Source organism: Streptomyces sp. NPDC017520, assembly GCF_044329855.1.
In the GTDB taxonomy this organism is placed as follows: Bacteria; Actinomycetota; Actinomycetes; order Streptomycetales; family Streptomycetaceae; genus Streptomyces.
Genome location: NZ_JBIRKB010000036.1, coordinates 1 through 13486, shown reverse-complemented (window position 1 = coordinate 13486; position 13486 = coordinate 1). Strand labels below are relative to the sequence as shown.

Sequence of the window (13486 nt, the reverse complement as noted above, 5' to 3'; positions counted from 1 at the left end):
CGCAGGACGAAGCGGCTGTCGGTCAGTCACGCGTTCCACTCGCCGTTGATGGATCCGATGCTCGAGGAGTTCGAGGCCGTCGCCTCGGGGCTGACGTATGCCGCCCCACGGATCGCGGTGGTTTCGACCGTGACGGGGAATCTCGCCTCCGGCGACGATTTGCGGTCGGCCCGGTACTGGGCTGATCAGGTTCGTGGCACCGTCCGTTTCGCCGACGCGGTGAACACCCTGGCCGCTGAGGGTGTGACCTCTTTTCTGGAGATCGGGCCGGACGGGGTTCTCTCCGCTCTGGCCGAGGGGGCTGTTCCCGCTCTGCGCCGGGGCCGGGACGAGGTCACCACTCTCCTCGCGGCGGTCGGCACCCTGTTCACCCGCGGTGTTCCCGTGGACTGGGAGGCCTTCTACGAAGGCACGGGCGCCCGCCAGGTGCCCCTGCCCACCTACGCCTTCCAACGACAGCGCTACTGGCTCGAACCCCGCACCACCGACCGCACCACCCCAGCTCTCCCGGCCACCCCCGCCCCGAGCGCCCCCGCCGCCACCCCCCACGGCGAACTCGGCAGCCGGCTCGCCGCGATGTCCTCCGCCGAGCGGACCCGCGCCGTCACCGACCTCACGTCCGCGCACATCGCCGCCGTCCTCGGCTACGACAAGGGCCGCCGCGCCGACGCCCGGGCCTCCTTCAAGGACCTCGGCTTCGACTCCCTGATGTCCGTCGAGCTCCGCGACCGGCTCGCCGCCGCCACCGGCCTGCGCCTCGCCAGCGGCCTCCTCTTCGACCACCCCACCCCCACCGCGCTCACCGCCCACGTTGAGGCCGAACTCACCGGCGCGACCGGTGCCGTCGAGGAGTACCTCGCCGCGCCCCTCCAGGACGACGAGCCGATCGCCATCGTCGCCATGGCCTGCCGCTACCCGGGTGGTGTCGCCTCCCCCGAGGACCTGTGGCGCCTCGTCGCCGAGGGCACCGACGCCATCTCCGGATTCCCGACCGACCGCGGCTGGGACGACGACCTGTACGACCAGGACGCCGACCGCTCCGGCAAGAGCTCCGTACGCGAGGGAGGCTTCCTGCACGACGCCGCCCTCTTCGACGCCGGCTTCTTCGGGATCTCACCCCGCGAGGCCCTCGCCATGGACCCGCAGCAGCGCCTCCTCCTGGAGACCTCCTGGGAGGTCGTCGAGCGTGCCGGCATCAACCCGCACACCCTCAAGGGCAGCCGCACCGGCGTCTTCGTCGGCGCCACCGCCCTCGACTACGGCACGCGCCTGCACGAGGCCCCGCAGAGCGTCGAGGGACACCTGCTGACCGGCTCCACCAGCAGCGTCATGTCCGGCCGCATCGCCTACCAGCTGGGCCTCGTCGGCCCGGCGCTCACCGTCGACACCGCTTGCTCGTCCTCGCTCGTCGCCCTCCACATGGCCGTACGGTCGCTGCGCCAGGGCGAGACGACCCTCGCCATCGCGGGCGGCGCGACGGTCATGTCCGCCCCCGGCATGTTCGTGGAGTTCTCCCGGCAGCGCGGCCTCGCCGCCGACGGGCGCAGCAAGTCCTTCTCCGCCGAAGCGGACGGCACCTCCTGGGCCGAGGGCGTGGGCATGCTCCTCGTGGAGAAGCTGTCCGACGCCCGCCGCAACGGCCACCAGGTCCTTGCCGTGATCCGCGGCTCGGCCGTCAACCAGGACGGCGCCTCCAACGGCCTGACCGCCCCCAACGGCCCCTCCCAGGAGCGGGTCATCCGCCAGGCCCTCGCCGACGCCCGGCTCACCCCCGCCGACGTCGACGCCGTCGAGGCGCACGGCACCGGCACCAGCCTCGGCGACCCGATCGAGGCCGAGGCGATCCTCGCCACCTACGGCAGCGACCGAAGCGACCAGGCGCCGGTGTATCTCGGATCGCTCAAGTCGAACATCGGTCACGCGCAGGCCGCGGCCGGTGTCGGCGGCGTCATCAAGATGGTCCAGGCGATCCGCCACGGCGTACTGCCGCGCAGCCTCCACGTCGGCGAGCCCACCCCCCGCGTCGACTGGACGGCAGGCGACGTCGAGCTGCTCACCGAGGCCCGCGACTGGCCGGCCACCGAACGTGCCCGCCGCGCTGCCGTCTCCTCGTTCGGCATCAGCGGCACCAACGCCCACGTCATCGTCGAGCAGGCGGAGGCACCGGCGGCGGACGCACCCGCCGGGTCCGCCGCTCCCCCGAACCGCCCAGAGGGCGCCCCCACGCCCGCCCTCTGGGCACTCTCCGCCCCCGACCGCGCCGCCCTCACCGCCCAGGCCGGGGCGCTCCACGCCTACCTGGAGCGCCGGCCGGAGCTCGCCGTCGCCGACGTCGGCTTCTCCCTCGCCACCACCCGGGCCACCTGGTCCGAGCGGGCCGTCGTCACCGGCACCAGGACGGCGGAGCTCCTCGCGAGCCTCGACGAGCTGCGCCGGGACGCCGACGCCCCCCACCTGGTGACCGGCTCCGCGGCCCGCGCCGGCCGCACCGCGTTCCTCTTCACCGGGCAGGGCGCCCAGTACCCGGGCATGGGCCGCGAACTGTACGGGACGAGGCCCGCGTTCGCCGCGGCCCTCGACGAGGTGTGCGCCGCCCTCGACCCGCACCTCGACCTCGGCCGGCCGCTGCGCGACGTCATGTTCGACGAGGAGACCGACGCGTCCGACGGCGTCGCGCTCCTCCACGAGACCCGCGCCACGCAGCCTGCCCTGTTCGCCTTGGAGGTCGCTCTCCACCGGTTCCTGGAGGCGCACGGGCTGACCCCCGACGCGGTCGCCGGGCACTCCATCGGCGAACTCGCCGCCGCCCACGTCGCCGGGGTCCTCTCACTGGAGGACGCCGCCGCCCTGGTCGCCGCCCGCGGACGCCTCATGCAGGCCGCCGTACCCGGCGGCGCGATGGTCGCGCTCCAGGCCGCCGAGGACCAGGTAGCCGAGACCCTCGCCCCGTACGAGGGACGGCTCGCCGTCGCCGCCGTCAACGGCCCCGACGCCATCGTCGTCTCCGGCGACGCCGACGCCGCCGACGAACTGGCCGGGCTCTGGCGCGACCGCGGCCACAAGACCCGCCGGCTCAACGTCAGTCACGCCTTCCACTCGCCGCACATGGACACGATCCTCGACGAGTTCCGTACCGTCGCCGAGGGGCTCACCTACCACCCGCCGCGCCTCCAGGTCATCTCCACCGTCACCGGTCTGCCCGCCACCGGCGACGACCTCCTCACCGCCGACTACTGGGTGCGGCAGATCCGAGGGACCGTACGGTTCCTCGACGCCACCCGCACCCTGGAGGACGAGGGCGTCACCGCCTTCATCGAGGTCGGCCCCGACGCCGTCCTCACCGCCATGACCGCCGGCTCCTTCCGGGCCGACACCTCCCAGGCCGTCGCTCTCCAGCGGTCCGGCCGCCCCCAGGACACCACGCTCACCGCCGGACTCGCCCGCGCCCACACCCTTGGCGCCCCGCTCGACCTCGCGTCGCTCCACCCCGGCGGGGCCCGCGTCGACCTGCCCACGTACGCCTTCCACCGCAGCCACTACTGGCTCCGCCCCGAAGCCCGCACCGACGCCCGCAGCCTCGGCCTCGACCCGGCGGGGCACCCCCTCCTGGCCATCGCCGTCGACCTCGCCGAGCGCGAGGGCCTCGTCCTCACCAGCCGGCTGTCGCTGAGCGGCCACCCGTGGCTCGCCGACCACCGCATCCAGGGCACCGTCCTCGTACCGGCCACCGCCTTCGTCGAACTCGCCGCCGCGGCGGGCCGGGCGGCCGGCGCCGAGCACCTCGTCGAACTCACCCTGGAGGCCCCGCTCGCCCTCCCCGAGCAGCGCGCCGTCCGCCTCCAGGTCGCCGTCTCCGCCCCCGACGCGGCCGGCGCCCGCACCTTCACCGTGTACTCCCGGCCCGAGACCGAGGACGACGAGCAGGCCGCCTGGACCCGTCACGTCTCCGGCGCCCTCGCCGCGCCCCCCGCCGTCCCCGAGGCGCCGTTCTTCGACGAGCTGCGCGAGTGGCCGCCACGCGACGCCCGCCCGGTACCGCTGGACGACGCGTACGAGCGGCTCACCGACCTCGGCTACGAGTACGGGCCCGTCTTCCAGGGCCTGCGCGCCCTGTGGCGCGGCGACGACGGCACCACCAGCTACGCCGAGGTCGCCCTCCCCGACGACCAGCACGAGGACGCCGCGCGCTACGGCATCCACCCCGCGCTCCTCGACGCCGTCCTCCACCCGGTCGTCCTCGACGCCGCCGACCCGGCCGAACCGGAGACCATTCGGCTGCCGTTCGCCTGGAGCGGGGTCACCACCCACGCCGTCGGCGCCACCACGGTCCGCGTCCGCATCGAGCGGACCGGCACCGACACGGTGAGCCTGCGCCTCGCCGACGCGGCCGGAGCCCCCGTCGCCGCCGTCGACTCGCTGATGCTCCGGCCCGTCGCCAAGGAGAAGCTCGCCTCCGCCGCCACCACGGACGGCCTGTTCACCATCGCCTGGACCGCGCTCACCCCGGCCGGCGGCACCGCCCCCCGCATCGCCGAACTCACCGACGGCGCCCTCCCGGACCCGGACGGACTCGACGCCGACGTCCTCCTCGTCCGCGTCACCGCTGACGGCGCCCACATTCCGGCCGCCGCCCACGACACCGCCGCCCGCGCCCTCGCGCTCACCCAGCGCTGGCTCGCCGACGAACGCCTCGACGGCACCCGCCTCGCCTTCGCCACCACCAAGGCCGTCGCCACCACCCCCGGCGAGCACGTCGACGGCCTGTCCGCCGCCCCCGTCTGGGGCCTGCTGCGCGCCGTCCAGAGCGAACACCCCGACCGGGTCGTCGTCCTGGACCTCGACGGCAGCCCCGAGACCGAGGAGCGGCTGCCCGCGGCCCTCGCCACCGGAGAACCGCAGCTCGCCCTGCGCGGCAACCGCCTGTACGTCCCCCGCCTCACCCGCGACCGGACCGGCGCCCCCGCCGACGCCCCCCGCATCGACCCGCAGGGCACCGTCCTGGTCACCGGCGGTACCGGCGGCCTCGGTGGCCTCCTCGCCCGCCACCTCGTCACCGGGCACGGCGTACGCCACCTGCTGCTCGCCAGTCGCCGCGGACCCGCCACGCCAGGCGCCGACCGGCTCGCCGACGAACTCGCCGAGCTCGGCGCCCGGGTGACCACGGTCGCCGCCGACGCCGCGGACCCGGACGCCGTCGCCGCCCTCCTGAACGCCGTCGACCCCGCGCACCCGCTCACCGCGGTCGTGCACACCGCCGGCATCGTCGACGACGCCACCGTCGAGTCCCTCACCCCCGAACAGCTCGCGACCGTCCTGCGGCCCAAGGTCGACGCCGCCTGGAACCTGCACGACCAGACCCGGGACCTGGACCTCGCGGCCTTCGTCCTGTTCTCCTCCGTCTCCGGCATCACCGGCACCGCGGGCCAGGCCAACTACGCCGCCGCCAACACCTTCCTCGACGCGCTCGCCGCCCACCGCCACGCCCACGGCCTGGCCGCCACCTCCCTGGCCTGGGGCCTGTGGGACTCCAGCCACGGCATGGGCGCCCAGCTCGGCGACGCCGATCTGGCCCGCTGGGCCCGCGCCGGCGTCGACCCGCTCGACCCGACCACCGGCCTCGCCCTCTTCGACACCGCCCTCCACGGCGGCGACGCCCTCGTCGTCCCGGCCCTCCTCGACCTGGCCCGGCTGCGCGGCGCCTCCGACGGCAACCCGCCCGCCCTGCTGCGCGGCCTGATCCGCCCCCGGCCCGCCGCGAGAGCCGCCCGGGGCGTCACGGCCGGCGGCACCGAGTGGGCCCGCCGCATCGTCACCCTCTCCGAGGAGGAGGGCCGCGCCGCCGCCACCGACCTCGTCCGCGGCATCGTCGCCGGCGTCCTCGGCCACACCAGCCCCGAGGGCATCGACCCCGAACGCGCCTTCAGGGAGATCGGCTTCGACTCCCTGGCCGGAGTCGAGCTGCGCAACCGGCTCAACACCGCCACCGGACTCCGGCTGCCCGCCACCGCCGTCTTCGACCACCCCTCGCCCGCCGCCCTCGCCACCTACCTGCACCGGCAGGCCGCGGGCACCGAGCCCGCCACCGCGGCCCCGGCCCGCCGCACCGCCGCCGGCGCCGACGAGCCCATCGCCATCATCGGCATGGCCTGCCGCTTCCCGGGCGGCGTCTCCTCGCCGGACGACCTGTGGCGACTCGTCGTCGAAGGCACCGACGCCATCAGCGAGTTCCCCGACAACCGGGGCTGGGACCTGGACTCCCTCTACAACGCGGACCCGGAGAAGACCGGCACCTCCTACGTCCGCCACGGCGGCTTCCTCCACGACGCCGACCGGTTCGACCCCGCGTTCTTCGGGATGTCCCCGCGCGAGGCCACCGCCACAGACCCGCAGCAGCGCCTCCTCCTGGAGACCGCCTGGGAGACCTTCGAAAGCGCCGGCATCGACCCGGCCCTCCTGCGCGGCACCAGCACCGGCGTCTTCACCGGCGCCATGTACGACGACTACGCCTCGCGGCTCGCCAAGAGCCCCGAGGAGTTCGAGGGCTTCCTCCTCGCCGGCAACCTCTCCAGTGTGGTCTCCGGCCGCCTCTCCTACACGTACGGACTCGAAGGCCCGGCCGTCACCGTCGACACCGCCTGCTCCTCCTCCCTGGTCGCCCTCCACCTGGCGGCCAACGCCCTGGGCCAGGGCGAGTGCGACCTCGCGCTCGCGGGCGGCGTCACCGTCATGTCCGGCCCCAGCACCTTCGTGGAGTTCTCGCGGCAACGCGGCCTCTCCGAGGACGGCCGCTGCCGCTCCTTCTCCGCCGACGCCTCCGGCACCGGCTGGGCGGAGGGCGTGGGTCTGCTCCTCGTGGAGAAGCTCTCCGACGCCCGTCGCAACGGCCACCAGGTCCTCGCCGTCATGCGGGGCTCGGCCGTCAACCAGGACGGCGCGTCCAACGGTCTGACCGCCCCCAACGGTCCGGCGCAGGAACGGGTCATCCGCCAGGCCCTCGCGTCCGCCGGCCTCGCCCCCGCCGACATCGACGCCGTCGAGGCGCACGGCACCGGCACCAGCCTCGGCGACCCGATCGAGGCGCAGGCGCTGCTCGCCACGTACGGCCAGGGCCGCCCCGAGGACCGCCCGCTCTACCTCGGCTCCCTCAAGTCGAACATCGGGCACGCGCAGGCCGCGGCCGGAGTCGGCGGCATCATCAAGATGATCCAGGCCATGCGGCACGCCACCCTGCCGAAGACCCTCCACGCAGAGGACCCCTCCCCGCACATCGACTGGGAGTCCGGCGCGGTCGAGTTGCTCACCGAAGCCAGACAGTGGCCGGCCACCGGCCGTCCCGCCCGCGCGGCGGTGTCCTCCTTCGGCATCAGCGGCACCAACGCCCACGTCATCCTGGAGCAGGCCCCCGACACCCCGGCCCCCGCCCCGGCCGCCCCGGTGCCCGCCGGGCATGAGGCCGCCGACGCCGCCGGCCTCATGCCGTGGATCCTCACCGCGAAGGACGAGACCGCCCTGCGCCGCCAGGCCGGCCGTCTGCACCACCACCTCACCGAACACCCCGCACTCGCCCCGGCCGACGTCGGCTTCTCCCTGGCGACCACCCGCGCCACCCTGGAACACCGCGCCGCCGTCCTCGGCGCCGACCGCACCACCCTCATGGACGGCCTCGCGGCCCTCTCCCGAGGCGAGTCGACGCCCGCCGTGGCCCGCGCGACCGCCGGACGACGGGGCAAGACGGCCTTCCTGTTCACCGGACAGGGCAGCCAACGGCTCGGCATGGGACGCGAACTGTACGAGTCGTCCCCGGTGTTCCGGCAGGCACTCGACGAGGTGTGCGGGCACCTCGACACCGAGCTGTTCCGGCCCCTCAAGCACGTCCTCTTCGCCCCCGAGGGCTCGGCGGACTCGGCGCTGATCGACCAGACCGCCTTCACCCAGTCCGCGCTCTTCGCCATCGAGGTCGCCCTCTTCCGGCTCGCCGAACACCACGGAATCACCCCCGACTACCTCCTCGGCCACTCCATCGGCGAGGTCACCGCCGCCCACCTCGCCGGAGTCCTCGACCTCCCCGACGCGTGCACGCTCGTCGCCGAACGCGGCCGCCTCATGCAGGCCGCCCGCGAGGGCGGCACGATGGCCGCGCTCCAGGCGGGAGAGGAGGAGGTGCGGGCCCTGCTCGCCGACTACAACTACGACTCCGTCGCCGTCGCGGGCGTCAACGGCCCCCGGGCCACCGTCATCTCCGGCGACGAGGCGCTCGTCGAGGAGATCAGGACCGTCTGGCGCATCCGCGGCCGCAAGACCAAGCTGCTGCCCGTCAGCCACGCCTTCCACTCCCCGCACATGGACGAGGTGCTCGACGAGTTCCGGCACGTCGCCCAGTGCCTCACCTACCACCCCCCGCGCATCCCCGTCGTCTCCAACGTCACCGGCGTCCTCGCCACCACCGAACAGCTCACCTCGCCCGACTACTGGGCCAGCCACATCCGCGAGGCGGTCCGCTTCCACGACGGCGTCCGCCACCTGGAGGAACTCGGCGTCACCGACTACCTGGAGCTGGGCCCCGACGGCGTCCTCACCGCCATGGCCCAGGAGTGCCTGACCCGCGAGGCCGGCTTCCTCGCCCCTCTGCTCCGGTACGGCCGGCCGGCGGCCGAGACCGTCGCCACCGCCCTCACCGGCACCGTGCTGCGCAGCGCCCGCCCCGACTGGCAGTCGTACTTCTCCGGCGCCCGCCGGGTCGACCTGCCCACGTACGCCTTCGAGAACGCCCGCTACTGGCTGGAGGGATCGGCCGCCCCCGACGACGCCGAGGGCTTCGGCCTCGCCGACGGCGGCCACCCGCTGCTCGGCGCGGCCGTCCGGGTCGCCGACCGCGACGCGTACCTCTTCACCGGCCGGCTCTCCCGCCGCACCCACCCCTGGCTGGAGGGCCACGCCGTCCGCGGCACCGTCCTCCTGCCCGCCACCGGCCTCCTCGACCTCGCCTTCCGCGCCGCCGAACAGGTCGACTGCGACCGCGTCGACGAACTGACGCTCGCCGCGCCGCTGATCCTGCCCGAGCGGGGCGCCGTCCAGCTCCAGGTCGTCATCGGCGAACCCGACGGGACCGGCGGCCGCACCCTCGCCGTCTACGCCCGGCCCGACCAAGGCCGGGGCGACGACACGGACCTCCCATGGACCCTGCACGCCGAAGGACGCCTCGGCACCGGCGCCGCCGCCCCCGAAGGGCTGCTCGCCTGGCCCCCGGCCGGCGCCACCGAAGTCGGCCTCGACGGCGTGTACGACCGGCTCGCCACCGCCGGATACGGCTACGAGAACGCCTTCCAGGGACTGCGCCGCCTCTGGAAGACCGAGGGCGAACTCTTCGCCGAGATCGTCCTCGACGAGGCACACCGCGCCGACGCCCCCCGGTTCGGCCTCCACCCCGCCCTCCTCGACGCCGCCCTGCACCCGCTGCTCCCCGGCGTCGCCGAGCCCGAAGGCCCCTCCTGGCTGCCGTTCTCCTGGACGGGAGTGAGCCTGTACGCCACAGGGGCCACCGTCCTGCGCGTCCGGCTCTCCCTCGACCGGTCCGACGCCGACTCGCTGCGAGTCGCGCTCACCGTCGCCGACGGCGCGGGCGCCCCCGTCGCCGCCGCCGACTCGCTGCTGCTGCGCCCGCTGTCCGAGGAGGCGCTCCGCGAAGCCGGAACAGCCGCCCGCGACGGCCTCTTCGGCCTCGGCTGGACGGCCCTGCCCACCACCGGCACGGCCACCCCGGCCCGCACCGGCTGGGCGGTGCTCGGGCACGGCGACACGTACCAGGACGTCCCCGCCCTCGCCGCGGCGCTCGACGCGGGCGCCCCGGTACCCGCCGTGCTCCTCCTGCCCGCCGCCGATCAGGGCGGCACCGCGGGAACACTGCCCGAGCGGGCACGGGCCTCCGTAGCGGGAGTCCTCGACACCCTCCAGGGCTGGCTCGCCGACGACCGGCTCTCCGGGACCCGGCTCGTCGTCACCACCCGCGGAGCCGTCGCCGTCGGCGCCGAGGACGTCACCGACCTGGCCCACGCCGGAGTCTGGGGCCTCCTCAGGTCCGCCCAGACCGAGAACCCCGGCCGCATCGTCCTCGTCGACCTCGACCCCGCCGCACCCTCCGCCGACGGGCTCGACGCCGCCGTCGCCAGCGGCGAACCGCAGGTCGCCGTACGCGGCGGAGCCCTCACCGTCCCGCGCCTCACCCGCACCACCCCCGCGGCCAAAACCCGGGCCCCCCGCTGGGACGAGGGCACCGTCCTCGTCACCGGTGCGACCGGAGCGCTCGGCGCGGTCCTCGCCCGGCACCTCGTCACCCAACACGGCGCCCGCCGCCTGCTGCTCCTCAGCCGCCGCGGCCCCGACGCCCCCGGTGCCGCCGAGCTCCACACCGAACTGGAGGCACTCGGTGCCCACGCGGAGACCGTCGCCTGCGACGTCGCCGACCGCGACTCCCTGGCCCGCGTCCTCGCCGCCGTCCCGGCCGAACACCCGCTGACCGCCGTCGTGCACACCGCGGGCGTCCTCGACGACGGCGTCGCCGCCGGGCTCAGCAACGACCAGCTGGACAAGGTCCTGCGCCCCAAGGTCGACGCCGCCTGGAATCTGCACGAACTCACCCGGGACCTGGACCTCACGGCCTTCGTCCTCTACTCCTCCGTCGCCGGCCTCATCGGCACCGCGGGCCAGGCCAACTACGCGGCCGGCAACACCTTCCTCGACGCCCTCGCCCAGCACAGGCGGGCCCACGGCCTGCCCGGCATCTCCCTCGCCTGGGGCCTGTGGGCCCAGGCCAGCGCCCTCTCCGGCAGCCTCGACGAGACCGATCTGCGCCGTCTGGCCCGCGTGGGCCTGCGGCCCATCGCCTCCCAGGACGCGATGGCCCTCTTCGACGCGGCTCCCGCCACCGGAGAACCCGTCCTCGCCGTCACCCGCCTCGACACGGCGTTCCTCAGCGGCAGGGGCGACGAACTGCCGCCCGTCCTGCGCACCCTCGCCGGCCCGGCCAAGCGCCGCACCACAGCCGTCGCGAGCGGCGGGACCACCGAGGAGGCGTCGCTCGCACAACGGCTCGCGGCCCTCGGCCCCGTCGACCGGGAACGCGCCCTCACCGACCTCGTACGCGCTCAGGTGGCCGGTGTCCTCGGACACGGTGACCCCGGTCGCATCGAGGCCGACCGGGCCTTCCAGGAGCTCGGCTTCGACTCCCTCACCGCCGTCGAACTGCGCAACCAGCTCAACCGGGCGACCGGACTGCGACTGCCGACCACCCTCGTCTTCGACCACCCGTCGCCGCAGGCGCTCGCCACCCACCTCCTGCACGAACTGGCCGTCGAGGAGGCCTCGCCGGCCGAACCGGTCCTCGCCCCCCTCGCCGGCCTGGAGGCGGCCATCGCCGCCGCCGCACCGGACCAGGAGGCGCGCGACCTGATCACCGCACGGCTCAAGGAACTGCTCAGGGCGGCCGAAGGCGCCGACGGTTCCGGACGGCCCGAGGACACCGCCGACGACCAGGACCTCAACACGGCGAGCGACGAGGAGCTCTTCGCGCTCCTGGACGAACTCGAATGATCCGACGTCCCGCCGCACCAACGGAACCACCGGCCACCACCCACCCACTGGCCATCGGACACACCACTCCCGGGGAGCTGAATTCACGTGGCTGACGAGGTACAACTCCGCGAATACCTCAAGAGGGCCATCGCCGACGCCCGAGACGCCCGCAAGCGTCTGCGCGAGGTCGAGGACAAGGACCAGGAGCCGATCGCCATCGTCTCCATGGCCTGCCGCTACCCGGGAGGCGTCTCGTCCCCCGAGGACCTGTGGCAGCTGGTCGCCGACGGGGTCGACGCCGTCTCCGACTTCCCCACCGACCGGGGCTGGGACCTGGAGAACCTTTACCACCCGGACCCGGAGCAGGTCGGCACCTCGTACTCCCGCGAAGGCGGCTTCCTCTACGACGCCGACCTCTTCGACCCCGAGCTGTTCGGCATGTCCCCGCGCGAGGCCCTCGCCGCCGACCCGCAGCAGCGTCTCCTCCTGGAGACCGCCTGGGAGACCTTCGAGCGGGCCGGCATCGACCCGGTCTCGCTCAAGGGCACCAGGACCGGGGTGTTCGCCGGTGTCATGTACAACGACTACGGCTCACGCCCCCACCTCCCGCCGGAGGGCTTCGAGGGCTACCTCTTCAGCGGCAGCGCGGGCTCCATCGCCTCGGGCCGCGTCGCCTACACGTACGGCCTGGAAGGCCCGGCCGTCACCATCGACACCGCCTGCTCCTCCTCGCTCGTCGCCCTCCACCTGGCGGCCAACGCCCTGCGACGCGGCGAGTGCGACCTCGCCCTCGCCGGCGGCGTCACCGTCATGTCGACGCCGGTTGCCTTCGTCGAGTTCTCCCGCCTGCGCGGGCTCGCCGCCGACGGCCGCAGCAAATCCTTCTCCGCGACCGCGGATGGCACCGGCTGGGCGGAGGGCGTGGGTCTGCTCCTGGTGGAGAAGCTGTCCGACGCCCGTCGCAACGGCCACCAGGTCCTCGCCGTCATGCGGGGCTCGGCCGTCAACCAGGACGGCGCGTCCAACGGTCTGACCGCCCCCAACGGTCCGGCGCAGGAGCGGGTCATCCGCCAGGCCCTCGCGTCCGCCGGCCTCGCCCCCGCCGACATCGACGCCGTCGAGGCGCACGGTACGGGGACGCGGCTCGGCGACCCGATCGAGGCGCAGGCGCTGCTCGCCACGTACGGCCAGGGCCGCCCCGAGGACCGCCCGCTCTACCTCGGCTCCCTCAAGTCGAACATCGCCCACGCGCAGGCCGCGGCCGGAGTCGGCGGCATCATCAAGATGATCCAGGCCATGGACCACGGGGTGCTGCCCCGCACCCTGCACATCGACGAGCCGACCAGCCATGTCGACTGGGACGCGGGCGCCGTCTCGCTCCTCCACGAGGCCAGGCCGTGGCCGGAGACCGGCTCCCCGCGCCGTGCCGCCGTCTCCTCGTTCGGCTTCGGCGGCACCAACGCGCATGTGATCATCGAGGAGGCTCCGGCCCAGGAGGCCCCGGACGAGCCCGCGGAGCGGACCCCGGAGGCGACGGAGAAGGTCGCACCGGAGCCGGGGGCGACGGTGCTCGCGGTCGTGCCGTGGACCGTGTCCGGCAAGACGGCGGACGCTCTGCGCGACCAGGCCCGGCGGCTCTACGCCCGGCTGACGGCGGACCTCGGGGTGGCGCCTCTCGATGTCGGTTTCTCTCTCGCGACGGGTCGTGCGTCTCTTGATCACCGTGCGGTGGTGGTGGGCCGTGACCGGGGTGAGTTTCTCGCGGGTGTGAAGGCGCTCGCCGAGGGTGGTACGGCTCCGGGCCTGGTGCAGGGCGAGCGGACGGATGGCCGGCTGGGTTTTCTGTTCACTGGTCAGGGTGCGCAGCGGGTGGGTATGGCGGGTGAGTTGTATGCGTCGTTCCCGGTGTTCGCGGTGG

General features: G+C 74.6%; 2 protein-coding genes. Both read left to right on the top strand.

The genetic code is table 11. The features are described from left to right. Positions 1–11586 (top strand): SDR family NAD(P)-dependent oxidoreductase (locus tag ACH4KB_RS37705; protein WP_398071589.1); only part of this gene is annotated, 11586 nt, incomplete at its 5' end. An 87-nt stretch (positions 11587–11673) separates the two neighbouring features. Beyond that, positions 11674–13486 (top strand): type I polyketide synthase (locus ACH4KB_RS37700; RefSeq protein ID WP_398071587.1); only part of this gene is annotated, 1813 nt, incomplete at its 3' end.